This is a genomic window from Allobranchiibius sp. CTAmp26 (assembly GCF_017565405.1).
GTDB lineage: Bacteria > Actinomycetota > Actinomycetes > Actinomycetales > Dermatophilaceae > Allobranchiibius.
This window is the reverse complement of sequence record NZ_JAGEKR010000029.1, coordinates 1-25,182: the sequence shown is the minus strand read 5'-3', so window position 1 is coordinate 25,182 and position 25,182 is coordinate 1. Positions and strand designations below refer to the sequence as shown.

Here is a 25,182-nt window from a genome sequence, read left to right as displayed (position 1 = left end):
GGCGCCTGTCCGTTGGCCGATCCGGTTGTGGCACGCTCCGCGTGCCGATCCGGTTGTGGCACGCTCCGCGTGCCGATCGCTATTCGACACGTGTCGTAGTGCTGCTGATCTGACCGGGGTTGCTCAGTTGGGCAGCCTTGGGCGCGCTGGTCCCGTCCGTGGGGATGGCGTTAGCGACGAGGACAGCTGCGATGGTGGCGGCCGTAGCGAGGGTTTCGGTGTTGAGGACGCGGCTGCGCGCTGCGGCGCCGTCGAGCAGCAGCGCGAGTTGTTCGCCGAGCTGTTCGGGATCGGTTGCGCCGGCTTCGCGGGCAGTGTCGGTGAGTCGGGCGGCGAAGGCTGTTTTGTAATCGCGGGCGTAGAGGCGGGCCGGGTGGGCCGGGTCCGCGATCTCGACGGCCGCGGCGATGAACGGGCATAGCGGCGAGCGGATGTCGAAGGCAGCGAGGAGTCGTTGGCGGGGTGTGAGGTCTGCGCGGTCGAACACTTCGGGCAGGACGTCTGGATCGAACCGACGCAGGCTTTCGGCGATCAACTCGTCCTTGCCGGTGAAGTGCTGGTACATCGTTCGCTTGGACACCTCGGCCGCAGCGCAGAGCTGGTCGATGCCGGTGCTGTTGATGCCCTGCTCACGAAACAGCCGTTGCGACGCGCTGACGATCCGCTCCCGTGCGCCCCTCCCGCGGCGCAGGCCCCGCGGCCCCTTCTCCAACGTGGTGTCCATGTGCCCAGTCTAGCTCGCATTGGTACCGATCGGTGTGCCTAGTTGCTTCGAGGCAGCGACGTCGTTACGCTCTAAGCACGCAGATCGGTGTACCTAACACTGATGCAGCAATCGGAGGTAGTGCTCATGGGAAAGCTCGATGGCAAGGTCGCGGTTATCACTGGCGGAACGAGCGGGATGGCGTTGGCCGGCGCGAAATTATTCGTCGAGGAGGGGGCCCACGTTTTCATCACCGGCCGACGCAAGGACGCGCTAGACGAGGCCGTCGACGTGATCGGGCACAACGTGACCGGCGTGCAGGGCGACTCGGCGAACCTCGCTGACCTGGACAAATTGTTCGAAACGGTCAAGCAGGAGAAGGGGGCGCTCGACGTGCTGTGGGCCAGCGCCGGAGCGGGCGGGCCGAGCAAACTCGGTGAGATCACCGAAGAGCACTTCGACGCCGCTTTCTCAGTGAACGCGCGCGGCACGCTGTTCACGGTTCAAAAAGCACTACCACTGTTCAACGATGGCGGTTCGATCCTGATGACCGGGTCGAACGCATCGTTGCGGGGCTACCCCGATTTCAGCGTCTATGCGGCAAGCAAGGCCGTGCTGCCCGCCTACGCGCGAGTCTGGGTCGCAGAACTGCGAGACCGCAAGATCCGGGTCAACGTTCTGACCCCCGGACAGGTCGCCACACCCATGATGGAGGCTGTCCTGACCGAAGAGATGAAGGCGCAGTTCGAGTCCGTCATCCCACGCCGGGCGATGGGTCGCCCCGAGGAGATCGCGTCGGCTGCGTTGTTCCTCGCCTCAGACGACTCCGGCTACGTCAACGGCAGGGAGTTGGTCGTCGACGGCGGCACCACCGTGATCTGAGCGCCGCGTCGGCGGCGCAGCGAGCACTCGGGCCACTTCAACATCCGCACACCAGCACGGCCCATGACCAAACCCCGATTCAAACACTCCGAAAGAACTCACACCATGACCACCATCAGCATCATCGGCTCGGGCAACATGGCCACGGCCATCGGCACCCGGGCGGCTAAGCACGGGCACACCATCGAGGTCATGAGCCGCGACGCCGCCAAGGCCCAGGCCGTCGCTGACCAGATCGGCGACGCAGTCACCGTGGGAACGTTCGGCGCGCCGCCGGCGGGTGACATTGTGATCGTGGCCGTCCTCTATGCAGGCGCAGTCGATGTCGTAAGGCACTACGGCGATTCGCTCGCCGGCAAGATCGTCATCGACATCACCAACCCGTTCAACGCCGATGCCAGCGGGGTTGTGACCAGCCCGGGCGCCTCGGTCTCCCAGGAAATCGCCGCCGCCGCCCCCGACAGCGCGCACGTCGTGAAGGCGTTCAACACACTGTTCGGCCACGTCATTGCCCGCGACAAGCCGTTGGACGTGTTCTTCGCCGGTGATCCCGACGCAAAGGCGCAGGTCGCGACGTTCCTGGAGAGCCTGGGCATGCGCCCACTCGACGCAGGAGGGCTCGAGGCGACATATGCCCTGGAATGGGCCGGCATCCTCCTGGTCGGCCTGGCTAACAACGGTGCCGGCTTCGACCTTGCCTTTGAAGCCACCACGCACTGATGATCACCGCGTGATGCGCCGTCGCCGGTTCACCACCACGGCGGCACTGTGACCGCTGCCAGGCATCGACACGAAGGACTCCAGGCGAGGTGCCCGCGTCGGGTTTCTGCACGAGACACCCAGCACGTGTCCCTCCGCTAGCCGATCCATGGAGGCCGCACGCACCGTTCCGCCACCCCGCACGTGGCGGTGCATCGTTCAGCCCGCGGCCCCCAGCTGCGAGAAGGGCCCGCAGCCGGCGCACGAGATCCAGGGTCACGATGCGCTGACGAGGTGGTTACCGCACTGCTGATGCCAGTGCTGCGCGGATGGCGTCGGCGCCGGCCGACTGGCCGTTCTCGTCCGAGTACGGCCCATACGGGGTGCCCCACACCGGCGTGCCCGTCGCCTGCCGCCAGCCGTCGGCCAGCGCTCCCGCGTCGACCACCCCATAGCCGAGGGAGTCGAGGAAGACGGTCACCGCCGCTTTCGCCCGCGTGGAGTCCCCGGCGATCGGCAGGTACGTGCGGTCGGCTGCCTCGGCCGGGCGGCCCAGCGACAGCAGGTGCCGATAGAAGATGTTGTTGAAGGCCTTCACGATTGCCGCGTCCGGGACGTACCGCTGCAGCAGCTCGCTCGAGGTGAGCGTGTTGTTGTCGAGCTCGGGGAGGTGCCCGTCACGCTCGGGCCCGTAGTTGCAGGTGTCGATGACCGTCTTCCCGGCCATCGCTGCGGCGGGCAGGTCAGTAAACGCCTTCACCGGCACGGTGACCACGATGATGTCACCGGCAGCTGCGGCCTGCGTGCTTGTTGCCGCGGATGCTTGAGCTCCTAGTTCCGCGACCGCGTCAGCGAGTGTGCTGGGATCGCGCGAATTGCTGAGCACCGCCTGGTGTCCGGCCCCGACGGCGAGCCGCGCGATGGTGCTGCCGATGTTGCCGCTTCCGATGAGCGCCACAGTCGTCATATTTCTGGGCCTTTCAGCTGGCGGGGAAGTAGTGGCCGTTGTCCAGGTCCGCGAACAGGCGGGGCTGCCTGGGTTCCCAGCCGAGTTTCTGGCGGGTGATGGCATTGGATGCCGGGTAGCTCTGCGTGACGATGTTCGCGAGGAACCCGAAGTACCCCGGGGTCATCAGCTCGTCCAGGGGGACGCTCACAGCCGGCAGACCCAGGCGGCCACCGATGGCCTCGGCGATCTCTCGGAACGCGATGCCCTCCTCCGAGACAGCGTGCCAGTAACTGCCGGCTGGGCCGTTCTCCAGCGCCAAGCGGAACAACGGGGCCACGTCGCGGATGTGCACGGCGTTCCACTGGTTCGTGCCCTCACCGGGGTAGCCGGCGAAGCCCTGGGTCTTCGCTAACGCGATCAGAGTGGGCAGGAAGCCGACACGATCGGTCGTGCCGTGCGCGATGTTGGCGATCCGGACGACCGAGGATCGCACTCCCTGCTCGGCGAGGTCGGTGACGGCGGTCTCGACGACGTTGCGGACCCGCAAGGTGCCCCTGTGCTCCTTGCCGACGGGAAGCGCCGGGTCCTGCTCAGTTGCCGGGCGCCCCAGTTGACCGGACGAACCGATGCTTCCCGCTGCGACCAACGGCTTGCCGGTCCCGGCGAGTGCCTCGCCGTAGGCGAGCATGATCGGCAGCTCCGCGGCGGCCACGGCGTTCATGCCACCGGACGGGAGCAGGTCTTGCCGGTGCGCGACGTGGATGACGCCGTCGCTGTCCGCGGCCGCCTCCTCGAGAGCGTCGAGGTCCTGAAGGTCGCCGCGACGCACCTTCGCGCCGAGCGCGGACAGCGCCGCTGCGGCACTATCCGACCGGGCCAATCCGGTGACCTCGTGCCCGGCGGCGATGAGCTCGGGGACGATGTACGAACCGGAATGGCCGGTCCCGCCGGTAATGAAGACCTTCACTAGTACTCCCTTAATGGTGAGGGCCGTTCCGGCCCGCATCGGTTGTGCGCTCTGGCACGCGATCAGAGGTGGTGCGGGTGCGCTCAGCCGGCAGGGTTCACCCCGAGAGAGAAGTTCCAGTCCCCCACGCCGTGGCCGGCGAGGCTGATCATCAGTACGCCGACACCCTCTAGCCAGCGCGCCACCTGCAAGCTGCCAGCGTCCAGCGGGCGCAGCCCCATGCTCTCGATGAGCGCGGACACACTTTGCTTAGCGGCCGCGTCGTCTCCAGCCAAGAGCACGTCCAGCGAACCGCCCTGGGCCAGGACGTGGCCGAAGACGGTGTTGAACGCCTTCACCACCTGCGCATTCCCCGGAACGGCGTTAGCGATCTCCTGCGCACCGGACGTGCCGTCGGGGGTGACCAGCCCGGTGGCCTCGGCGTTGGAGGTGTTGGTGATGTCGATGACGACCTTGCCAGCCAACGCTTCGCCGTACTGGGCGACGATTGGCACGGCGCCGGCGTAGGGCACGGCAAGGATGACGAGGTCACCGGCGGGGGTAGCGCCAAAGATCCCGGCAGAGGCGCCGTCGCCAAGCGCGGCCGCCAGCTCCTGTGCCTTCGCCTGGTCGCGGCCGATGACCTCCACGGTGTTGCCGCCGCTGAGCGCCCGGGCGGCCAGGGTGCTGGCCATGCCCCCCAAGCCAATGATGCTGATGCTGATGCTCATGATGTGCCTGCTTCCTGGAGACGGGCCGGCCTGGACGCCTGCCTGGGAGTTTTGGAACGTAACGTCCACAACCTAGGTCGTTATGGACTCTTTAGTCAAGAACGCGGTATCGTGGCTCGTATGCCGCGACCACGGAGCTTCGACGAGGGCCGGGTCCTCGAGCTGGCCCGGGAGCAGTTCTGGGCAACCGGCTACGCCGGCACGCGGATGGACCAGATCGCCGCGAGCACCGGCCTGGGCAAGGGCAGCCTTTACGGGGCCTTCGGCGACAAGAGCGCCCTGTTTCACAGGGTGTTCGACGAGTGGAGCGCCGCGATCGTTGGGCAAGCCGCGCTCAGGCTGACCGGCGGTTCGGACGAGGAAGCGTTCGCCCGGCTGTCGACCTACGTCCACTTCGTGGCGGAGAACACCGCCGAGGACACCGATCGTCGCGGGTGCCTGCTCGCCAAGGGCACGGCCGAACTCGCCCAGCACGACCCGGTGATCGCCCGCCGGTCCGCCGAGACCATGAACGCCCTCATGGCACTGCTGCACAAGGAAATCCTTGCCTGCCAGCGCCACGGCGACATCGACAACAACGCGGACCCAGCGCAGCTGGCTGCCCTCCTGCTGGCGGTGCTGCGCGGCATCGAGGCGGTGGGCAAAGCCGGCGTCGACCCGCGAACCCTTGCCGGCATCGCCGACAGCGCCCTCGCTGTCCTTCCCCGTCCGGCGCCGTCGAGCACTGATTGCCAGCTGCCCTGACAGAACACCTCTATCACCAAGATCGAGGCCATCAATTCCCGGGGCACGATCGGCACGCGGAGCGTGCCACAACGGGATCGGTAGCCGTTACTTCGGGTGGTGAAACCTGCAAGTCACGATCGTTGACGCTCTTAGCACACCGTGGGTGTGCTCACGTCGGCCAGGTTGTTACCACGCCGGACGAAGGCGTCCCGAACCTGCGGCGGCGACCAGGCCGTCGCGCAGTGCGGCTTTTTGGCCGTCGGTGAGGTCTTGTTCCCAGCTGTGCACGGTGCGTGAGGCAGCGGCCTGCGCCGCGCGTGTGCAGCTGCGGCCACGGTCAGTGAGCACCAGGAGGCGGGCCCGACGGTCAGTGGGGTCAGGTACGCGGGTGAGGTAACCGCGGTCGACGAGATACTGGGCTATCTCGCTGGTGGCTTGCTTGGTGATGCCTAGGTGTTGAGCGAGCTGGGCGGTGGTAGCGGGCGCTTCGCTTAACCGGACGAACGCGAATCCGTGCACCGGGCGAACGTCAGGGAAGCCGGCCGCGGCGACTCCCTGCTGGATGCCGTCCACCAGCTTGGAACCAAGCCGTAGCACGGCGGTGGCGGTGCTCCACTCATCTCCCGGCATCGCAGTATCTTGACACAGCAGACAGGCAGGTTGACCATGTAGTCAACTCGCCTGTCTATTTAGGAGTTCCTGATGCCTATCGTCCATCCCGCTGATGCCGAGTCTTTCGAGACGCACGGCAGCCGGTTCCTGTCCTACGTCAGCCCGTCCAAGGGCAGCAGCCAGCTGTGCGCCTGGCAGCTCACCGTTCCGGCGGGCTTGCGCGGCGTCGCACACCGACCGACCCGCGAAGAGGTCCTATTCGTGCTCGACGGCGAATTGCAGATCACCCTTGACGGCGCTTACTGCGCCCTGCACAAAGGTGACGCCGTCCTGGTACCCGCACACAGCGAACTGCAGGTCGACGCCGGGCCACACGGCGCGGCCGCCTGGGTCACGACGACCCCTGGCCTCGAAGCAATCACCGCCGACGGCACCCGCATCACACCCCCCTGGGCGGCCTAGCCACCCTGGCCGATAGCGATCCCCTACCAGGAACCGATCGCCATGACGGCCAGAGGCGTAGAAGCCGCCGCTGAAGGTAGTCGATCGTGCCGGGCTAGCCTCGGCGGCGCTGGTGAATACGCTGGGTTTATGACGGCAAGGTACGTAGAACACCCGAGCCCAACCGGGCGCATTCACGGCGGTCAGCTCGTGCCGATTCCCGAGACTGAGCTCGCGGACGTGACCGTTTGGTTGGCGCTCCCGGTCGAGGACGGAACGCAGACATGGGAAGGATTACGAGCCGCAACGCAGCCGAACGGCTCGTACAAGATCTGCGCGGTGCCGCTGTTCGCTTATGACCTCAATTTTGGGGATCGAGTTGCTGCGGTTGCGTCATTAGAGGGACCCCTGGTCGCCACCGAAATCCTCGAAGACGGGGGCCACTTCACGTTCCGCGTTGCCCTTCACGACGGTGGAGCGTCATTGCCCCAAGTCGTTGCGCAGTTCGGGGCAATGGGGTGCCTCATCGAGGGCTGGACCGACTCCCTTGTCGGGCTGAGTTGCGAACCTGCTGAGGCGCAGTCAGTCGCCGACGCGCTGACTAACCAGGAACACGCGGGTCGCCTGGATTACGAGACGGGCCGGCAACGCGCAGTCTGAGGGCGCCCAGACCGCGATCCGAGTTGGTCGAATGACGATCCGTGACCGGTGATGATTACCAGCAGCCCACAGCGACAGCGTTCTGGCATCTCTCGGGGAGATCGTGAACTAGTAGGCAGGCAGTCGGAAGAGCTGCTCCGATCCACTCGGGCGCCCCACCCATGCTCGGATCCGCAGGGCTGCATCAGCGGGGGTGGCGACGCATCATCACCCAGCCGCCGATGATCAGTGCTGGGCTACCAGCCATGAAGGGTCCAGACGACCCCGTCCAATGAGATGTGATTCCAAAAATCGTCGCAACAATGAAAATTGCTAGACCAGCATCGAATATTGCCCATCCCATCCCTCTGCTCACGGTCGCATCGTAGGCAGAACGGCTCCGCAGCGACGCGGGCGTCGGATCAGACGTGCCAGAGGAGAACCTGATCGCTACCGGTCAGGGATGCTGCAGCGGTGAGGCTCCTCACCTCGTCAGTGAGATCCACGTCGGCGACACGCAGCAGCCTCAGCTGACGTTCGCTGCTGTCGTCTGGGGCCAGCACGTAAATCGACTTAGCTGCACCTATGAGGACGGTCCGCATCAGCACCGCCAACGGCATCGGTCGCACGTCCGTCCCATGCGGGCCGAAGAGGACCGGCACGTTGCCCGCGACCTCACACGCGGTCAGTAGGGGGTACCAGGCTTGCTTTCCGAGGTCGATCTCGGTCACGCCGTTGAGAGCGGCAACGTCGACGGCAAGGTCGCTGCCTGGGTGCACAAGCGACCGCGCCTCCTTGAAAGCGTCCAAGCCCAGCTGGTGGAAGTAATTCAAGGTTCCTAGAGCAACCTCTGTTGCGGGCTCCATCGTTTGTCTCCTTGATGCGACGTAGACGACTACCAGCAGCCCAGTCGTTTCCGATGGCCTTGTATTCGAGCGGCAGGCAAGTTGCCTACTGCGTCACGCGTCGGGCGTGTGCCTGCCGCTGATCCCAGCGAGGGTGTGTCAGAAGCAACTCGTGCTGCCAGCCTCGAGCAGCATCTGATGTGATGCCGATGATGCTGTGCCCGTGGTCTTGGGCGAAGTCATCTGCGTCGAGTTCCCGGTGGGGGTAACGAAGTCGCAGTACGAGGTGCAGCACCAGCAGTAGGCCTAACCACGCCCAGCTTCCTGCCGCCAGGTTGAACTGGGCCACGAGCAAACCCGCGGCTAGTAAGACCACGGAAGCGCCACTCAGGAACAGCAGCATGGTCGTCAACTTCGTTTGCCACCGTGTGTGGCCCAGGGCTATATGCCCGGCCTCGTGCGCGGCGAAGAAGAACGCCTGGTCGGCATTGCACAGCAGCGAGTCCCCGAATTTGATGACGTGACGGCCTCGCCAATCGGTGTTCGCACCGCTGTCCGCGCTGCCAGGCACCCACCGGACGTGCACGGGCACGGGCACGAGTTTGGCGATGACTTCCTCAACCTGTGCGCGGGTAGCGGCCCCCATGACCAACCTCCCAGTTCGTCGATCGTGCGCGTGGTGGGCACCGTTTGAAGATAGATCGCGATACCGACACATGCACACACCAGCGGGGACCAATCGCGCGATCGTCTACTGTGGTCGATTTACACGATGAAGGGATTTTTGTGGCTCAGCGAGTTCAGATTTTGCTGGAAGACGACATCGATGGCACTGAAGCCATTGAGACGGTGCAGTTCGGCCTCGATGGTGTCGCTTATGAGATTGACCTCAGCGGCGAACACGCGGCGCAGTTGCGAGAGAACCTGGCTACCTGGGTGGGACATGCCCGCAAGGTTGGGGGCGCCCGGCAGGGCCGACGCGCTGCGGGAGGCACCGGTAAGGCGGCCATTGACCGGGAGCAGCTGAACAAGATGCGCGAGTGGGGTCGCGCCAACGGCTACCAGGTCAGTGACCGTGGCCGGGTGTCACAGGCCCTACAGGACGCTTACCACCAGGCCCACTAGAGGCGACTACTCCACGCCGCGTGGTGCCGACCAAGTCAGTGGGGTGGGGCCCTGCGGGTGGGTACCTCGAGGAACGCGCCCGGTCAGTTGAGCCCGTGGTGGGTGGACCGGGTCGGCTGATCATGGTCGTGCCCGTGCCGCTCGTGGGTGCTCGAACCCCCATGACCCTCGCGGAGCTGAGCAATGTGCTCGCGGACCCTGCGCATTCCCTCGGTATTGACCTGCCGCTGCTGGGAGATCGAGGTGTCATCGCGCTCGGGCGCCGCTGGGTCGGCTACGACATCGGGGGCTGAGGGAATGTTGGCGTCTGAGGATGTCCGGTGCAGTTGGGCTTCCAGGTCGGCGACGCGCTCTCGAGCAGCGACCAGCTCGGCAGCTTGCGGGAACGGAGCGCCGAGCCCGTCACGTGCTGCGGCCAGCTCGGCGCGGGTCTGTTTCAGTTCGGCCGCGGTGCTGGCCAGGACCCGGTCGAGCTGGGCGGGCAGGTTCTCCACCCGTATCGTCAGTCCGTGCCCAGCGCCGGTGTGGATTTCACCGGCGTCGACGTCGGCGCGCACCTGCGGCAGATCGTGCAGCCTCAGACTGACCAGGTTGCCTGCGCCGAGGCGCCCGTACTGCACGACCGCGTCGACCTGGTGGCCACCGACGTGCACGAGGTTGTCCAGGCGAATTTCCGGCCGGGTGTGCCGATCGAGTCGGCCCAGAACGGGTCCCACTTGCCCGCGCAGGTGCTCGGCTGCGTCGACCCGGTCGGTGAAGCGTTGACCGGCGACGGTCGCGGTGAACCGGTCACCGGTGGTGGGTGTGCGTGCCTGGATCGCTGCGTGTACGCGAGGGCCGAGGTCGCTCAGGTATTCCTGCCGGTTCTCCAACTGTCGGATCGAGCGGTGCCGCTGCTCCTGATCGCGTTGGTGGGATAGGTCCAGCCGTTGAAGTTTCGCCAGGTCGGTCTCTGCTCCGGCCTTTTCCAGCAGCACCGGGTTCGCGGCCGCCAGGGCTGCGATCTCGTTGAACGACAGTGTTGCCGAGGAGGAGATGTCGTCGGCGTCGCGTTGCTCCAGCGACCCGTGCATCACCTGGTCGATGAACTTGGCTTTGCGTTCCACCGTCTGCCAGGAGTAGGCGTCGAAGGACTCTTCGGTGACGTACCGCAGGATCTGCACTTCGGGGTTCTGGTTGCCCTGGCGGATGATCCGTCCTTCGCGTTGTTCCACATCCGCTGGCCGCCAGGGGCAGTCCAGGTGGTGCAACGCCACCGCCCGGGTCTGGATGTTGGTCCCCACCCCCATCTTGGCGGTCGACCCGATGATGACGTCGACGTCGCCGTCACGGCATGCCGCGAACAGGCGCGCCTTCTTCGCCTCGGTGTCCGCGTCGTGCACGAACGCCACCCGGGCCGGGTCCATCCCGTGCCCGGTCAGGCTGTCGCGCAACTGGTCGTAGGCGTTCCACCCAGGCCGTGGTGTGCCCAGGTCACAGAACACGATCTGCAACGCCCCTTGCTTGGTGCTGGCCCCGTCCGCGCTGGGCAATACCTGGTCGCGGTTCTGCGCCCAGATCCGGTGGATGCGCGTCGCCGCCACGTCGAGCTTGTTCATCTGAAACAGCGCCTCCTCGCTGTCCCACCCGTCCATCAACCGCAGATCCAGCGCGGCTTTGCGGCCGTCGCCGGAGATCTTCAGCATGTTGTCCTCCTGCGGGGTCACCAGCCCGCTCTTGACCGCTTTGGCCCGCTCACCGATGTCGGCCATGAACCGCCGCTGGGCTTCGCTGGGGGCCACCGCGACCGTCTCCGGGGCGCGCTGCCCGTCGGGGCGGGCAGCCAGGAGCGGCACCGGCAGCGCCAGGTCCTCAGCGGTCTGCACATCGGCGGACACGTGCCACATCCGCAGCATCTCCGGCAGGTTCTGGAACCGGGCGAACCGCTCGACGACCCGGAACGATCCGCCCTGGGGGGCCATCTCCAACGCGGCGGTCGTGGTGCCGAACGTGGCAGCCCACGCGTCGAAGTCCGTGATCCCGGCATCGGCCAGCAGGTCTGGGCGCAGGTACCGCTGCATCACGTACGCCTCCGCCATGCTGTTGGCGATCGGTGTCGCTGTGGCGCCCGTGACGACCCGTCCGCGTTCTCCTGCGCGCTCACGCATCAACGCCAGCTTCATGTCTAGGTCGGTGGCCCGTTGCGAGCCTTCCCGGCCCATCCCGGTGATGTTTGAGGCGATCGTGAGGTTCTTGTACAGGTGCAGCTCATCGACCAGCAGGTAGTCGATGCCGGTCTCTTCCCACGTCAGCCCTGGGTCGCGCGGCTTGTCCAGCACCTTGCCCAGCTTCTCCTCCTCCCGGATGATGCGCCGCTCGATGTCCTTGATCGACCGGCTGAAGCCGCCTTCCCGGGCGGTGCTTAGCTGAGATCGCAGCGTGCGCAGTTCGGTGGCCATGTACGCCTTCTGCGCCTCCTGCGATACCGCGATCGCCTGGAACGCGCCCTGGGTCAGCAACACCCCGTCCCAGTCGCCCGTCGCGGCGCGGGCCACGAACTGGCGCCGTTTGTCTCCCCGCAGGCCCTCACTGTTGGTGGCAAGGATCATCGCCTGGGGGTAGAGCTGCAGCCACTCCCGGGTGAACTGCTCCAGCATGTGGTTCGGGACCACGATGGCCGGTTTGTTGACCAGCCCCAGCCGGCGCAGCTCGGTCGCGCCCATCACCATCTCGGCGGTCTTGCCCGCACCGACCGCGTGATACAGCCCCACCGAGGGCTCAGCGACCATCCGCGCAACCGCGGCCCGCTGGTGCGGGTGCGGGGTGAAGGTGGCGGCCAGCCCCGGCAGGCTCAACCGCTGCCCCTGCTCGGTGTAGGACCGCAGCGCGATCGAGTTGAACTTCTCGTTGTACAGGTCCGCCAATCGTGTGGCCCGGTCCGAGGCCTGCCACACCCATTCGCCGAACCGCTCCTGGAGCTGCTCGGCCTTGGCTTTCGCGCCCTCGGTCTCGACCGGATTGACCACCTGGGCGTCGTTGCCGTTGGCGTTCTCTACGGTGTCGGTCACCACGATGCGTTTCTGCTGCATCAACCGCTCGGCGATCGTCACTGCGTCCATCCGCGAGGTACCCCACGTCGAGGTCGCCGCTTGCGTGTGCCGGGCGCCGCTGACCTTCCACGTTGAGCCGCCCGCGTGCTCCACCTGCACCGAGGCGTCGCCCAGGGTCTCGCGCATGAAGTCCTGCACGTCCGTGACTGGCACCCACACCGCGCCCAGACGCACCGTGATGTCCCCCGGTTCCAGCGGGGTCGGCAACACTGCGGTCAACGCGTCCACGTTCACCTGCAACTGCGGTCGCTCGGTGGCTGCCTCGGTGGCGACCTGCAACGCGCGGCGAACATTGCCCGACAGGTACTCCGCCGCGGGGATCAACCTGCCCTGTTCGGCTGGGTCGTCAAACACCAACGTTCCCAGTGCATCCCGCGCCTGGTCTTGCTCCACTCCCAGCAGGCGAGCCACGTCCGGCAACCGGACCTCGCCTACGGAGTCCAGCGCGATCGCCACGGCGTCGGCCGGGGTGTCGGCGTGATCCCGGACGATCTGCGGGGTCACGACTCGCCGTTGGAACACGGCCGCCTTCACCGCGGTGTTAGTGGTCTCGTCGTACACCTCCAACGCGGCGACAACTGGGGCGTGCGGGTCGCTGGAGAACGTCTTGACCGCTGGCGGGTACCTGCGGCGGGTGACGGTGCTGGGGCCGTCGGCGGTGTTCCGAGTGCTCTCGGTGACCGTCACAGTGTTGATCGGGCCGTACCGGTCCACGTAGTCGTCGTAGTGAGTGTTCAGCCCGGCTCGTGCGGCGGCCAGCTCGGCAGTGTCCTGCGCGTCGGCCGCCTCCAGGGACAACACCGTTGTCACGTCGTCACGCAACCGCAGCAAGGCCCGCAGTTGTGCCTGTTGCGCGACCGGGACGGTGATCTCCTGGTCGACCCCATCCGCCAGCTCACTCCATCGATCGGTGGCCGGGTCGTACCGCAGGTGACCGGCGAACTGGCGCACGTCTCCGGTGCGCGCCACGGGCGTGGTGACTTGGGTGGGGTCGAGCTGTTGGAAACCCGCGTTGGGGGCGCCGAACGTCCACCCCTCGTGGTCGGCGGCGTGACGCATCGCGGCCGCGATAGCCACCGACACCTCTTCGGTGATCTGTGACCGGTCGTTGGGTCGCACGATGAGCCCGGGGCCGTACATTCCGTGGCCCAGCACTTCTTGGCCGATCACCAGGTCGGGATGCTGGTTCCACCAGGTGTTGACGCTGATGGTTCCGGTCGGGTCCAGTCCCGTCGCCGGGTTCTCCACCGGGACCGTTCGCTCCTGCACGCCCAGCCATGAGGTGTCGCTGCAGGCAACCCCCTCGGGGCGTCGGAAGAAGACCAAGAGGTCGGTGATGGCCTCGGTGCCCGCGTACTGCTGGTGTGCACCGGAGGGCAATCGGACCGCGGTGACCAGGTCGCCCATTTGCGACATGGCCTCTCGTGCGGCCGGGTTCTTCGAGTCCATCGTGTACCGCGAGGTCAGCACCGCGACCATGCCGCCGGGTCGGGTCAGCGCCAACGACTTGAGGATGAAGTGGTTGTGCAGGCTGTGCCCGTCTTGGTTGTGACGCGGATCGCGCAACGTCACGTCCGCGAAGGGCACGTTGCCGATGACGGCGTCGAACGAACCGTCCGGGAATGGTGAGTCCGCGAACGACTCCGCGCGGATGGTCGCGCCCGGGTGCAGGTGGGCGCTGATTGAGGCGGTGACCGGGTCCAATTCGACCCCGACCATCCGTGCCGTGTCCGGTGCGGCGCCGATGAAAGTGCCGGCCCCACTGCCTGGCTCCAGCACCGTGCCGCCGGTGAACCCCAGGGCGCCCAGCCCGCCCCACATCGCCTGCACGTACGTCGGATTGGTGTAGTGCGCGTTGATCGTCGTGCGCCGAGCGGCGTCCCACTCCTGCTCATCCAACAGGTGCGACAGTTGCTCGCGTTGCGCAGCGAACCGGTCGTCACGCTCGTCGAACACGGCCGGGACAGCTCCCCACGAGCTCCACTGCGCCAGAACCTCGCGCTCCGGGGCCGTGGCCGGACGTTCCTGGTCCTGGACCGCCCGCAGCGTGCGTAACGCCTCCAGGTTGGCTTCGACCCGTGCCCGCTCGGCCCGCGGCGGCATCACCGCAACCGATACTTCACGGTCTGCGCCCGCAACGTCTGTGGGGGCGAAGGAGGGCGTAGTCGCCGCCGGCGACGGCGCCTGCTCGTCTTCGGCGGCTACCTCGAGGAGATCTGCTGGCGCAGACCGCTCTCCCACTGCGCTCGAGCGGCCTCCCACTGGGCCGCGGTCACGTCCCGGTCCTCCCCCATCGCCCACAACGGGTGCGAGTGATCGGTCGGCATCCCGTCGCGGTCCATCAGCTCCGCCAACGGGTCCGGCACCGCCAGGTCGGTCTGGTTCTCCACCGGGGTCGGCAACAACTCGGCCAACACCATCTCCCTGGCCTGCCCCCGCATCGCGTTGATCCGACCCACCCGAGCCAGATAGTCCAAGCTGTTCAGCTCGCCGCGGTGCTGGGCTTGCAACTGCGCCACGATCGCGGTTTCCTGCGCCGTCGCCTGCGTCCCCAGATCGCTGAAGAACCTGCTCGGGTCGCTCAACTGGGCGTACTGGCTCGGCAGGAACGTCCTCCAGTGCTTCTGCGCGGTTACCCCGTACTCGTTCATCTGAGACTGCCTCTCCGTCGCCCCAGAGGTCGAACGACAGCTGATCTGCTGCTGCCGGGCTTCCGCTGCGGCGTGATCCACGACGTGTCGCCACCAAGGGCTCCTCTTAGTCATGCATCCCCACGCACAGGATGCATGACCACACCGACAGCGTCCACTGTCACCACCGCGAACCACAGGACGGGAATGCCACCGATGGCACCTCACGACCGATCACCGCCACACAGGCCTCCAGCGTCGGGCAGTGCGAGGTCCGGTCGCTGACGCAGCACGTACTCCCGGATCGTCTGACGATCCTGACCGGTCGCCGCTGCCATCCGCGCATACGACAATCCCCCGACCCTGCCCGCGACCAACGCCTGCCGGTATCGCTGCGCCGCCCGATCGCGGACCACCGCCGCTCGCACCACGTGCGCCAGAAGCGTTTGAAGAGCTTTGTCATCCTGCTCGACCATGCCCACACCGTAGACCCTTAACGGTCTATGGGCCAGGTTGGTCGGTGCTACGTTGCGCCACGTGCACCGCTACCTGTCGCTCGGCGAATTCGCGCAGCGGTGCGGCTACACCCTCAACACCATGAAGGGGTACCGCCGCAAGCGCATGCTCCCCGAGCCCGATGCCCGAATCGGTCGTAACCACGGCTGGGACGCCAGCACCGTTGACCAATGGCGAGCTACCCGCAAAGACCCTCAGGCCGAGGGTTGAATCTGCCGTCGACGACCCTGCCGCGACGACACCGTGGTGGCGCCCCATCCGGGAGTCAGTACCTCGGCCCACGCTCGGTGGGGCTGTGCGGGCGGTACTCATCCACGCGATTCCGCTGGTCACGGTCACTGCGGAACTGTTCGATCTGTGCTCGCGCGCGAGCGATTCGTTCCTGGGGGGTCAACCGCGCGTTGGGCTCATGCGTCGCAGCTGCGCTGTCCGGGTCGGGTGGGGTGCGTCCCGCGAGCCGGTACAGCTCGGGGAGCGCTTCGGCGTCCTTGGTGCGCCCGGCGGCTTCTTTGGAACGGATGATGTCGGCCAGGCTCGCCAGTTGCAGGGTGACGGTTCCCACCTGGTGCGGGGTGGCGTCCCGGATCAGGTCGGGATACCCCTCGGTGCCGGAGGGGTGAAACGTCAGATCGACATCCCCGTGCGGAGTGCGCAGATTCAGAGCCGTCATGTCTGCCAGCGCGGCCGCGCTGGTCTCGAACGGCAACGGCTCCGGTAACGCGTCGACGCGAATACCTGCCTGCAGCTCGCGCAGCGCTGCGACGACGCGGGTCAGGTTCTCAGCGGTCGTGGCGGGTGTGAGGTCGATGTCGATCGTGGGGCGCTGGGCCCCATGCAGCTCGGCGGCGTAACCGCCGACCAGGACGTACTGCACCCGATGGCGATCCAGCACCTGCAGGATCTCGTGCGGGGCAAAGTGTTCCCCGCTCACCCCAGACCCGCCGCCCGCTCGAACGACTGCTGCGCCTCGCGTGCTGTCGCCGTGCCCGCCGGGTCGGTCACCACCAGGGCGTCCAGCACGGTGTCGTGATCATCGAACGGCTCCAACCGGGTCCGCGGCTCCAGACCGGTGCCTTCGACCAGGATCCGGAAGAGCAACGGGAACGAGGGCTGCCGGCGGCCGGACTCGATCTGCGCGATCGTTGAGGCAGGCACCCCCGCGGCCGCCGCAACATCCCGCTGGGTCAACCCCGTGCGGGCCCGGGCCGCCTTCACCATGTTGCCCGCCCACCGCTGCGCATGCGCTGTGGTCGTGGGCCCGATCCTGGCCATCGGCTGCACCCGCTCCATACCCTCATGCTACCGGATCACGTACCAAAGGGGCCGGGGTCGGTCCGCGGTCTGACGGGTCGTCCCGAAGGGGTCCAGGGTGAGGGTTGGGCGGTGATTGCCAGGATGGGTGGGGTGAGCGTGCCGGTTCAGATCGCGAAGCGACATGACATCGAGGACCTGGTGCGCGGCGTGCTGCCGGGCCGGGATGTCCAGGTGGCGTGGACGTGGCGTGGTGTGGGCGGCGCGGCTACGAGTCGCCGCGGGCGGTGCGTTCTTCAGCTGAGCGATGAGACCTTGCACGATGCGAACCTGGCGGCCTACGTCGCGGTTCACGAAGCCGGTCACCTGGCCCTGGGTCATGTGCAGCACCGGGCCCGCACCGTGGCGATTTACCTGTGCAGTCTCGCCGCGTGCTTGGTCGTGGCCACCGCGCTGCTGACGGCCGCGACAGGTGCCCCAGGGGTTGCTCTGGTCCCGTTGGCGCTGCTGGCGTGGGTCGGTCTGCAACGCCCGCTGCTGGCCAGGTTGAAGCAACCACAGGAGTACGCCGCCGACCATTTCGCAGCCGCGCATGGCCACCCGTTGACGCCCCGCATCGCCGCGATGATGTGGACACCACGGTCGCGGCGTGAGCGTTTCGTGGTGTGGCTGTTCCCTACCCACCCATCCTGGGATCGTCGCGTGGCCCAGCTCGGTGACGCGACCGTTCACCACAGCGGCAACTGATCGTGATCGACCGGGCGTACACCGGCGTCCTTGGCGGCTTGTACATCGCCACCGGTGAGGATGGCCTCGCGGATGGCCCGGGCGCGTCCGGCCGGGCCTCGGGTATCGCGCAGGGGTGATCCCAGCTGCCAACGGCGAATGTCCCAGTCGCGATGGTTGCTGGCCGTCGTCGCCGGGGCCAGATGCGCGGTGTTCTGGCATCCCGCTTCGTCGCACTCGTGGGCCAGCACTGGCACCTGGTCAAGGGAGCCGAGCCCGTAGGTGATCGCCCAACCGAATCGGTGGGCGATCACCACGACATCGCGCCGGTCACCGGTGTCCACGCGGGTGTACTGCCCCACGAAGAAGCGCCCGTGCCCGTGAGGGTGGATCGCTCCGGTGAAGTGCCAGCAGTCGCCCGGGCCGGCGTAGGCGACTTTGGCCCGGTAGCGAGCAATGACGGCCGGGTCGATCACGCCGTCACGCACCACTGTCCGCGCTACCGGGCTCAACCCCACCATCAGTTTAGGAAGCTCACGCGACCGCGGTGCGCGGCTGCAGGACGTCCTCGTCCTCACCGCTCGAGTTAGCGGCGCCTGGCGCAGCTTCCTGGGTGGCGCGGTAGTGCTTACGCAGCGTGCGCACCTGTGAGGTGTCGACGTCCAACAGCGCGGCAGCATCTTCGATGCTCATGTCCTCAGCATCGAGCAGAGCACCGACAGCCTGGACCTGACGCTCCCGCGCCGCCTCGATCGCGGCGTTGGCGATAGCGATCGCGTCCTGCTGTTCGTACCAGGACGTCGCGTGCTTTTCGATCCGCTGATCCCGTTGCGCACGATGCGCATCCAGCATCGCTTTACGCTCCCGCGCCTTCGCGCGAGCAGTGATCGGACCGGTCTTCTTTCCTGCACTCATCGACAGAGCCCCTTCACGATTCGTGACGGCCCGACACGGTCAATAGTGACCTCGCCGGGTGCTCTCATCCCCGCTTCACACACTAGCTGCCCGGCCGCCTGCTGAGCGCGTACCGAACCGATTCCGTGGAGGCCCGTGCCGCTTGCCCTCGGACGGTTTGCAACCTCACCCACCCTTGGTCGCCGCAGGTCGTGTTCGGATGTTGAGGCGGATCTAACGCCTTGCCAGGGATCCCCAACGCCTGGGTCCTGTGCCGTCACCGTGGCTTGTCCGGCATACAGCATTACACCGTCACCATGTGTGCTGCCACCCCTGCAGTCATCTCGCCGTCCCCTCAGAGCAATCCCCGTCATCGGACTGGCGAGCCCAACCGTCAGTCCGATGACGCCCACCTCACCCACTGTCACGTCGACGTATCCCGTTCTTGGAATGCTGTTGTTGGTACGGACCTCATGCACCCTCGGTGAGTCGGATAAGCGACCGCCCGACGCGCCGCGCGCGTCGACGTGCGACCTGTGGTGCTGGCCGTTGAGACAAGGGTGTGGTTTTCTGGGGCTGGGGATGAGAGCACGAGCCCAGGAATGGGAGTGCTCCCGTGGCTGTTTCAGGCTTCACCGCGGCGCACGCAGCCCGCCGCGCGGACCGGCTCGGTCCGGTCATTTGCGGCGCGCGCGAACCCTTTTCGGCTCTGTCGCAGCCCGATCGCGTGGGTGACGCGCGATGACCATGACGATGCACAAGCTGTCCGCGGGCAGCGGGTACACGTATCTGACCAAGCAGGTCGCCCGCTCGGATATGACCCACACCGGCGGTCAGGCACTGGCCGATTACTACACCGAGAAGGGTGAGTCCCCGGGGCGTTGGTTGGGCCAGGGACTGGTGGGTTTGGCCGGCCCTCACGGGGTGCAGGCGGGCGATCAGGTCACCGAAGAGCAGATGAAGGCCTTGTTCGGGGAGGGCCTGCATCCCAACGCCACGGCCATCACCGAGGCGTCCATTGGTGCCGGTCACGACGCGCAGGCGTCTTTGAAGGCGGGCCAGTTGGGTAAGCCGTTCACCGATGTGAGCACGACGCCGACGGCGTTCCTGGTGGGCGTGACCCGGGAGTACAACCGGTACGCCAGCGCCCACGGGCAGACCCGCAACGACCCCATCCCGGATGAGGTGCGCCAGGACATCCGCACCCAGGTGGGGCGCGCAACGTTCGCGGACAAGTACGGGCGGGCTCCGTTAGACGGGCGTGAATTGGCAGGGCACATTGCTCGCGAATCGCGTCCGGTGAAGGCCACGGTGGCCGGATACGACCTGACGTTCTCGGCGCCGAAGTCAGTCACCGTACTGTGGGCGGCGGCCTCCCCGCAGGAGCGGGCGGCCATCCACGCCGCCCACCACGCAGCCATCACCGACGCGCTGGACTGGGTTCAGGAGACCGGGGTGTACACCCGCCGCGGGAAGGGCGGGGTGCGCCAGGTCAAGACCACCGGCCTGATCGCGACCGCGTTCGATCACCGTGACAACCGGGACGGCGACCCGCACTTGCACACCCACGTTGCGATCAGCAACAAGGTCCAGGACGCCGCTGACGGCAGTTGGCTGGCGTTGGATGGGCAGGTCATCCACAAGATCAACGTGCCCGCCTCGGAGCGGTACAACCGGGCCCTGGAGGGCCACCTGGGCGCGTTGGGGTACGCGTTCGATGACCGGTCCGGGACTGGTCTGGACGGCAAACGAGCGATCCGTGAAGTGGTCGGCGTGCCGGTGGAGCTCATCAAGGAGATGTCCTCCCGGGACGCGGCCATCACCGCGAAGATGGGCGAGCTGACCGGGGCGTTCGAGGACCGCAACGGGCGACCACCCACCACCAAGGAAGCACACAAGCTGCATCGGATCGCCCACGAGGAGACCCGCAAGGACAAGGCCGAACCACGCTCGTTCGCCGAGCAACTAGATCAGTGGCTGCCCCGTGTCGATGCCGTCCTGGCCGACGTCGACGGGTTCGACCGGCGCGGGCACCAACAGTTGACAGCGGTCGCGCGGGCCGCCGCTGAGGCGTCCGTGGGCAACGTCCCGGTGCGGAACGACATGCCGCTCAGTGAGGTGCACGACCTGGCCGGCGCGGTGATCAAGGAAGTCTCCGCGCGCCGCGCCACCTTCGATGCAGGGCACGTGCACGCCCAGGCCGAGCGCGCTGTCCGTGGCCGCCGGCTGACTCTTACTGCGCAGAACGAAGCCGTCGAGGCGATCGTGGCGGCCGCGACCAGCGAGACGTTCTCGATCCGATTGGACCCCCACGATCCCGTCGAAGAACCAGACGATCTGCTCCAGGCGGGCCGGTCGGTGTACCACCGGGCCTACTCCCGGCAGTACACGACAACCACCGTCATCGACGCAGAGAACCAGCTTTTGGCAGCCGCACAGGAGACCGGCGGGCGCACCATCAGCGCGACCGACGTGGACGTGGCGTTGCTGGAGCAGGCCGCGAACGGGGTCGAGCTGAACACCGGCCAGGCGCAGCTGGTGCGGGACATGCTGACCTGCGGTGCCCGCGTCCAACTGGCGTTGGCGCCTGCGGGCACGGGCAAGACCACGGCCATGGCGTGCCTGACGCGGGCGTGGACCTCCAGCGGCGGAACGGTCGTAGGCATGGCCCCGTCGGCCGCCGCAGCGGAAGTGCTCGGTGAGTCGATCGGCACGACAGCGGACACCCTCAGCAAGCTGGTCCACCACATCAACGGTGGACCCGGGATCGTCCCGAACTGGATCGGATCGATCGGGCCGGACTCGTTGGTCGTCATCGACGAGGCCGGGATGGCCTCCACAGACCTGCTGGCGACCGCAGTGCAGTACGTGACCTCCCGGGGCGGATCCGTCCGGTTGATCGGAGACGATCAGCAGCTGGCCTCCCCCGCCGCCGGCGGCGCGCTGCAGGTCATCGCCACCGACGTGGGGGCGTTGACCCTCTCGGAGGTGGTGCGGTTCACCACCTCCGGTGAGGGCGCCGCCTCCCTGGCATGGCGCGCCGGCGACACCCAGGGGTTGGGCTTCTACCTGGACCGTGGACGCGTCACGGCAGCCTCCCCCACCCGCCTGCCCGACCTGGTCTTCCAGGCGTGGTCCAGTGCCCGCGGCCAGGGCCAGGACGCGATCATGATCGCCCACACCAACGCCACCGTCGACGCCCTCAACGGGCGCGCCCGAGCGGACCGGTTGGAACACGACGGTGGTCAACGCGGGCCCAGCGTGGTCCTACGGTCAGGGTTGCAAGCCTGCGCCGGAGACGTGATCGTGACCCGCCGCAACGACCGGAAGCTGATGCTGGGCAGGGCTGCGTTCGTGAAGAACGGTGACCGGTTCGACGTCATGGACGTGCGCCCGGACGGCTCCCTGCTGGCTCGCCACCGCGGTCTGGACCGCACCGTGACCCTGGCCGCCGACTACGTCCGTGACCAAGTCGACCTCGGGTACGCCAGCACCGTGCACGGCGCCCAGGGCCAATCCGTAGATGCCGGGTTCGCGTTGCTGACCGGCAACGAGGACCGGCAGTTGTCCTACGTGGCGGCCACCCGCGGCAAACACCACAACCAGCTGTTCGTCCCGGTCGGAGGTGACGGAGACGAGCACAAGCTGCTGACCCCGGACAACGTGCTGCCCCCGACCGCAGTGGAGACCCTCGAGCGGATCATCCACCGCGACGGGGCCGCCGTCGCGGCCACCACAATGCTGCGCGACGAACACGACCCGGCCCGGTTGCTGGGACAGTCCACCGCCCGCTACGAAGACGCACTGGAGTACGCCGCCACCACCGTGGTGGGCGCCGAGGTCGTCGCGCAGCTGCGGGCCGACGCCGAACAGCTGGTGCCCGGGCTAACCGGTGCACCCGCGTGGGACACCCTCGCGGCACACCTGGCGACCCTGAGCCTGGACGGGCAGGACCCGATCGCCGCGTTGCGTGCGGCCGCGACCATCCGCGACCTGTCCGGGGCCAAGGACCCGGCCGCGGTTCTGGACTGGCGACTGGACTCCACGGGCCACCACAACCTGCCGCCCGGGCCGTTGCCGTGGCAGCACGGGATCCCCGCAGCCCTTGCAGAGCACCCCACCTACGGCCCGTGGCTGGTCGGGCGGGCAGACCTGGTCACCCACGACGCCGCCGACGTGCGCGCCCGGGCTCACGCCACCGGAGCGGACGGCGCACCGGACTGGGCACGCCGGGTCGTGGACAACCACGACCTGTACGCCGAGCTGGCCGTGTGGCGCGCCGCGCACAACATCACCGACACCGAGCCCAGCCCCACCGGTCCCCCACGCATGTCGCTGCGCGATCGTCACCACCAAGACCAGCTGACCAAGACGGTCAATAGTTACCTCGGCGCCACCGACCGGGCACCGGGCGCCGCTTTCGCCGAGCAGATCAGCGCCGCCGAGCCGCGTGTCCTGACCGACCCGGCATGGTCACGGATCGCCGAACGACTCGACGTGGCCTCCGCCGCAGGACGCGACGTGCCCGCGATCCTGGACCAGATCATCGGCGCCAAGACCCAACCGCTTCCGGACGACTACCCCGCAGCCGCGCTGTGGTCACGGTTCCTTCCCCACCTGGGAACCAGCATCGCCGCCGACGTGCACGCCAGAGCAGGCCAGGGTCGACTGGCACCGCAGTGGTCCGGCGCACTGGTCGAAGCCCTTGGACCGGACCTGGGCGAGCGGGTCATCGCCAATCCCGCCTGGCCCTCGCTGGTCGCCGCCGTCACCAGCGCCGCGACCACCACCGGGTGGACACCAGCACAGGTGGTCACCACCGCGGCGCAGATGATCCCTGCTGGGGACCGGCCCAACCCCCACAACCCGGCCGAGCACCACGGCGTGGCCCTGGCGGACCTGACCCACGTCCTGGCCTGGCGCGTCGATGACCTCACCCGTGACCACCCCACCGGGGGTGCCGACGCGCGCACGGGCGCGGCTGTGCATGCCGAGCCCTACCTGGACGAGGAGGACTTCTTCGATGTCGAAGCCGACGCGTTCGCGGTGCACCTGGCGGCCGAGAACGACGACCCGCGCCGCATCTTCAACGGCCCGGATGATGAACCGTTCATTGCCACCGGCCCGGCCGCGCATGTCGACCCGGAGCGTCCCGACCCACCTGAGCCGGGTGATGACGAACCGGACCAGCCCGGGCCCGGCCCGGATCAGACCAGCCGTGAGCGGGTGTTGGAGCTGACCGCCGCCGCGGGTCGGTTCTACGCCGACCAGTACCCGGCTTCCCCCGCGCAGGAGTACCTGCGCGGTCGCCTAGGTCCGGACCTCGCGACCAGCCCCTACCTGCTCGGATACGCCCCGCCGGCGACCGGCCGAGCATGGGCCACCCGGCACCTGGTCGATCACCTACGAGTCACCACCGGCGCCAGCAACACCGAGCTCGTCGACGCGGGCCTCGCGCGGTGGGGCCGGGACCAGAACGTGTATGACGTGTTCCGGGACCGGGCAATGATCGGGATCCGCGACAAGGACGGTCAGCTCGTCGGTTTCAACGGACGCGATCTGTCCGGCGACGACCAGGCCCCGAAGTACCTCAACACCCCCACCACCGCCGCCTACACCAAGGGCAACGTGCTGTTCGGGCAGTGGGAAGGACGTGAGCAGACCCGTGCTGTCGCCGGCGCTGGGACACGCCCGGGTGTCGTCCGCGCCGAAGGACCACTCGATGCGATCGCCCTCACCCTGGCCGGGAAGGGCCACATGATCGGGGTATCCACCGGTGGCACGGCCTGCTCGCAAGCCCATGCCACCGAACTGGCCAACTTGGCCCGCGGAACCACCGGAGCCCTATACCTGGCCCTGGACCGCGACGACGCTGGGGCGGTCGCCACTACCAAGGCCTACTGGGACATGCTGCACCGCGGCATCCCCACCCGCAGTGTCCCGATCGTCGGCGCCAAGGACCCTGCCGCGATGTGGGCCAACCCCGAGACCCGCGACCTGCTCACCCTCGCCCTGGCGCAGCACGAGCAGCTGCCCAACACCGCCGAGGACCTCGCCTCCCACATCGCCGCGATCCATCACGTCGGCGGACCCGGCGCCGACGTCTACAACAAGGTCCGCGCTACTAAGCAGATCGCCCACGTGATCGCCGCACAACCGGTCACCACCTGGGACACCCTGATCGAGCGGGCGTCCCGAGACTTCGCCGAGACCGGTCCCGGTGACCGGCAGTTCGAGCAGGAACAGCTCTGGTACGCCATCTTGCAACTCGGTGCGGACTTCACCCAGGTCGGTGACCAGCCGATGACGGCCGCCAAACGCGACGAAGTCCGTGCCGCGCTGAACCAGATCGGCCGCACACTCGACCAGACCATCACCCAGACCACAGCCGCACACCAGGCCGCCCGCCGCCGCGCACTGGAGGCGTTGGAGGAATCCGCCGGGCTGCGCCCCAGCACCGACCCAGACCCGGAAGTGCCCGACCGTGACACGCCCGCCCACCGCGACAAGCGCGGCCACGACCAGCCCACCCCCGACCGGCGCCAGGGACCGACGCAATGATCAATCACGGTCTTACGGCGTCCGCAGATCGATCGGCCAACGGACAGGCGCCATAAGGTGCAGTCTGCAGCGCCGTGCCCTTGCCGTGGATGGCCTCATCGGCCGGGACCGGCGGGAAACAGCACAACATCGGCACGCTAGAGCTGGGAGGGTTTTGCGCCGTGCAGGCTACGCAACTCGGACTCATGGCAGACTGTAGGGGCGTGATGGTGCACGG

23 protein-coding genes are annotated in these 25,182 nt (G+C 67.5%); 9 read left to right on the top strand and 14 right to left on the bottom strand.

The genetic code is table 11. The features are described from left to right. Positions 1-79: 79 nt before the first annotated feature. A complete protein-coding gene (locus tag J4030_RS17320) occupies positions 80-724 on the bottom strand; it encodes a TetR/AcrR family transcriptional regulator (protein WP_208050489.1) in 645 nt (214 codons plus the stop codon). 126 nt (positions 725-850) lie between these two features. On the opposite strand from J4030_RS17320, the gene J4030_RS17315 reads away from it, so the two are divergent. Both J4030_RS17315 and J4030_RS17310 read left to right on the top strand, forming a co-directional pair. Then, positions 851-1,585 (top strand): SDR family NAD(P)-dependent oxidoreductase, encoded by a 735-nt coding sequence (locus J4030_RS17315; RefSeq protein ID WP_208050488.1) that lies wholly within the window; start codon positions 851-853, stop codon positions 1,583-1,585. Between the two features lie 105 nt (positions 1,586-1,690). After that, positions 1,691-2,305: an NADPH-dependent F420 reductase gene (locus tag J4030_RS17310; protein ID WP_208050487.1), complete on the top strand. Its 615-nt coding sequence runs from the start codon at positions 1,691-1,693 to the stop codon at positions 2,303-2,305. Positions 2,306-2,582: 277 nt separating this feature from the next. Here the strand turns inward: J4030_RS17310 and J4030_RS17305 are convergent, their stop codons facing one another. The 3 genes from J4030_RS17305 to J4030_RS17295 all read right to left on the bottom strand — a co-directional run bounded on the left by J4030_RS17305 (position 2,583) and on the right by J4030_RS17295 (position 4,910). After that, complete coding sequence (locus J4030_RS17305) at positions 2,583-3,251, bottom strand: NADPH-dependent F420 reductase (RefSeq protein ID WP_208050486.1); 669 nt, start codon at positions 3,249-3,251, stop codon at positions 2,583-2,585. Between the two features lie 13 nt (positions 3,252-3,264). Next, positions 3,265-4,200 (bottom strand): SDR family oxidoreductase, encoded by a 936-nt coding sequence (locus J4030_RS17300; protein ID WP_208050485.1) that lies wholly within the window; start codon positions 4,198-4,200, stop codon positions 3,265-3,267. 83 nt (positions 4,201-4,283) lie between these two features. Continuing rightward, the gene (locus tag J4030_RS17295) at positions 4,284-4,910 is read right to left on the bottom strand and encodes an NADPH-dependent F420 reductase (protein WP_208050484.1); all 627 of its coding nucleotides are present in this window, start codon (positions 4,908-4,910) and stop codon (positions 4,284-4,286) included. Positions 4,911-5,030: 120 nt separating this feature from the next. Between J4030_RS17295 and J4030_RS17290 the strand changes: the two genes are divergently transcribed. Further along, entirely contained in the window at positions 5,031-5,654 is a 624-nt protein-coding gene (locus J4030_RS17290; protein ID WP_208050483.1) for a TetR/AcrR family transcriptional regulator, read from the top strand. Positions 5,655-5,822: 168 nt separating this feature from the next. Here the strand turns inward: J4030_RS17290 and J4030_RS17285 are convergent, their stop codons facing one another. After that, positions 5,823-6,266, bottom strand: coding sequence for a MarR family winged helix-turn-helix transcriptional regulator (locus tag J4030_RS17285; RefSeq protein ID WP_208050482.1), 444 nt, complete (start codon positions 6,264-6,266; stop codon positions 5,823-5,825). Positions 6,267-6,338: 72 nt separating this feature from the next. Here J4030_RS17285 and J4030_RS17280 point away from each other — a divergent pair, with 72 nt between their 5' ends. Together J4030_RS17280 and J4030_RS17275 are read left to right on the top strand one after the other, a co-directional pair. Further along, entirely contained in the window at positions 6,339-6,710 is a 372-nt protein-coding gene (locus tag J4030_RS17280; RefSeq protein ID WP_208050481.1) for a cupin domain-containing protein, read from the top strand. Positions 6,711-6,839: 129 nt separating this feature from the next. Beyond that, positions 6,840-7,349 (top strand): DUF4265 domain-containing protein, encoded by a 510-nt coding sequence (locus tag J4030_RS17275; RefSeq protein WP_208050480.1) that lies wholly within the window; start codon positions 6,840-6,842, stop codon positions 7,347-7,349. Positions 7,350-7,750: 401 nt separating this feature from the next. Here the strand turns inward: J4030_RS17275 and J4030_RS17270 are convergent, their stop codons facing one another. Both J4030_RS17270 and J4030_RS17265 read right to left on the bottom strand, forming a co-directional pair. Then, entirely contained in the window at positions 7,751-8,194 is a 444-nt protein-coding gene (locus J4030_RS17270) for a hypothetical protein (protein WP_208050479.1), read from the bottom strand. 85 nt (positions 8,195-8,279) lie between these two features. Further along, entirely contained in the window at positions 8,280-8,819 is a 540-nt protein-coding gene (locus J4030_RS17265) for a M48 family metalloprotease (protein ID WP_208050478.1), read from the bottom strand. Between the two features lie 140 nt (positions 8,820-8,959). On the opposite strand from J4030_RS17265, the gene J4030_RS17260 reads away from it, so the two are divergent. Then, positions 8,960-9,298 carry an Lsr2 family protein gene (locus J4030_RS17260; protein WP_208050491.1) on the top strand — a complete coding sequence of 113 codons (339 nt, stop codon included), beginning with the start codon at positions 8,960-8,962 and terminating at the stop codon, positions 9,296-9,298. Positions 9,299-9,381: 83 nt separating this feature from the next. Here the strand turns inward: J4030_RS17260 and J4030_RS17255 are convergent, their stop codons facing one another. The 3 genes from J4030_RS17255 to J4030_RS17245 all read right to left on the bottom strand — a co-directional run bounded on the left by J4030_RS17255 (position 9,382) and on the right by J4030_RS17245 (position 15,499). Continuing rightward, the gene (locus tag J4030_RS17255; RefSeq protein WP_208050477.1) at positions 9,382-14,490 is read right to left on the bottom strand and encodes a helicase-related protein; all 5,109 of its coding nucleotides are present in this window, start codon (positions 14,488-14,490) and stop codon (positions 9,382-9,384) included. Between the two features lie 98 nt (positions 14,491-14,588). Continuing rightward, positions 14,589-15,038, bottom strand: coding sequence for a hypothetical protein (locus tag J4030_RS17250; RefSeq protein ID WP_208050476.1), 450 nt, complete (start codon positions 15,036-15,038; stop codon positions 14,589-14,591). Between the two features lie 203 nt (positions 15,039-15,241). Further along, complete coding sequence (locus tag J4030_RS17245) at positions 15,242-15,499, bottom strand: hypothetical protein (RefSeq protein WP_208050475.1); 258 nt, start codon at positions 15,497-15,499, stop codon at positions 15,242-15,244. Positions 15,500-15,554: 55 nt separating this feature from the next. Here J4030_RS17245 and J4030_RS17240 point away from each other — a divergent pair, with 55 nt between their 5' ends. Beyond that, on the top strand, positions 15,555-15,743 hold the full coding sequence (locus J4030_RS17240; RefSeq protein WP_208050474.1) for an XRE family transcriptional regulator: 189 nt from the start codon (positions 15,555-15,557) through the stop codon (positions 15,741-15,743). Positions 15,744-15,798: 55 nt separating this feature from the next. Here J4030_RS17240 and J4030_RS17235 read toward each other — a convergent pair whose 3' ends face one another. Then, a complete protein-coding gene (locus tag J4030_RS17235; protein ID WP_208050473.1) occupies positions 15,799-16,464 on the bottom strand; it encodes a hypothetical protein in 666 nt (221 codons plus the stop codon). Further along, on the bottom strand, positions 16,461-16,823 hold the full coding sequence (locus J4030_RS17230) for a helix-turn-helix transcriptional regulator (RefSeq protein WP_243763558.1): 363 nt from the start codon (positions 16,821-16,823) through the stop codon (positions 16,461-16,463). The genes J4030_RS17235 and J4030_RS17230 overlap by 4 nt, the downstream gene beginning before the upstream one ends. Before the next feature lie 114 nt (positions 16,824-16,937). On the opposite strand from J4030_RS17230, the gene J4030_RS17225 reads away from it, so the two are divergent. Then, positions 16,938-17,531, top strand: a complete 594-nt coding sequence (locus J4030_RS17225; protein ID WP_208050472.1) for a M48 family metalloprotease — start codon at positions 16,938-16,940, stop codon at positions 17,529-17,531. On the opposite strand, the gene J4030_RS17220 is transcribed toward J4030_RS17225, so the two are convergent. After that, positions 17,513-17,986 carry a hypothetical protein gene (locus J4030_RS17220; RefSeq protein WP_208050471.1) on the bottom strand — a complete coding sequence of 158 codons (474 nt, stop codon included), beginning with the start codon at positions 17,984-17,986 and terminating at the stop codon, positions 17,513-17,515. The genes J4030_RS17225 and J4030_RS17220 overlap by 19 nt on opposite strands. 58 nt (positions 17,987-18,044) lie before the next feature. Continuing rightward, on the bottom strand, positions 18,045-18,425 hold the full coding sequence (locus J4030_RS17215; RefSeq protein ID WP_208050470.1) for a hypothetical protein: 381 nt from the start codon (positions 18,423-18,425) through the stop codon (positions 18,045-18,047). Between the two features lie 720 nt (positions 18,426-19,145). Between J4030_RS17215 and mobF the strand changes: the two genes are divergently transcribed. Beyond that, a complete protein-coding gene (mobF, locus tag J4030_RS17210) occupies positions 19,146-24,965 on the top strand; it encodes a MobF family relaxase (protein WP_208050469.1) in 5,820 nt (1,939 codons plus the stop codon). Positions 24,966-25,182: the final 217 nt, after the last annotated feature.

Bases quoted from the DNA above. Each gene is read 5' to 3' on its own strand.
- J4030_RS17255 (WP_208050477.1), bottom strand. From the start codon at position 14,490: ATGCCGCCGCGGGCCGAGCGGGCACGGGTCGAAGCCAACCTGGAGGCG.
- J4030_RS17285 (WP_208050482.1), bottom strand. From the start codon at position 6,266: ATGCCGGGAGATGAGTGGAGCACCGCCACCGCCGTGCTACGGCTTGGT.
- J4030_RS17270 (WP_208050479.1), bottom strand. From the start codon at position 8,194: ATGGAGCCCGCAACAGAGGTTGCTCTAGGAACCTTGAATTACTTCCAC.
- J4030_RS17275 (WP_208050480.1), top strand. From the start codon at position 6,840: ATGACGGCAAGGTACGTAGAACACCCGAGCCCAACCGGGCGCATTCAC.
- J4030_RS17315 (WP_208050488.1), top strand. From the start codon at position 851: ATGGGAAAGCTCGATGGCAAGGTCGCGGTTATCACTGGCGGAACGAGC.
- J4030_RS17265 (WP_208050478.1), bottom strand. From the start codon at position 8,819: ATGGGGGCCGCTACCCGCGCACAGGTTGAGGAAGTCATCGCCAAACTC.
- J4030_RS17230 (WP_243763558.1), bottom strand. From the start codon at position 16,823: ATGGAGCGGGTGCAGCCGATGGCCAGGATCGGGCCCACGACCACAGCG.
- J4030_RS17295 (WP_208050484.1), bottom strand. From the start codon at position 4,910: ATGAGCATCAGCATCAGCATCATTGGCTTGGGGGGCATGGCCAGCACC.
- J4030_RS17250 (WP_208050476.1), bottom strand. From the start codon at position 15,038: ATGAACGAGTACGGGGTAACCGCGCAGAAGCACTGGAGGACGTTCCTG.
- J4030_RS17305 (WP_208050486.1), bottom strand. From the start codon at position 3,251: ATGACGACTGTGGCGCTCATCGGAAGCGGCAACATCGGCAGCACCATC.
- J4030_RS17290 (WP_208050483.1), top strand. From the start codon at position 5,031: ATGCCGCGACCACGGAGCTTCGACGAGGGCCGGGTCCTCGAGCTGGCC.
- mobF (WP_208050469.1), top strand. From the start codon at position 19,146: ATGACCATGACGATGCACAAGCTGTCCGCGGGCAGCGGGTACACGTAT.
- J4030_RS17320 (WP_208050489.1), bottom strand. From the start codon at position 724: ATGGACACCACGTTGGAGAAGGGGCCGCGGGGCCTGCGCCGCGGGAGG.
- J4030_RS17215 (WP_208050470.1), bottom strand. From the start codon at position 18,425: ATGAGTGCAGGAAAGAAGACCGGTCCGATCACTGCTCGCGCGAAGGCG.
- J4030_RS17280 (WP_208050481.1), top strand. From the start codon at position 6,339: ATGCCTATCGTCCATCCCGCTGATGCCGAGTCTTTCGAGACGCACGGC.
- J4030_RS17310 (WP_208050487.1), top strand. From the start codon at position 1,691: ATGACCACCATCAGCATCATCGGCTCGGGCAACATGGCCACGGCCATC.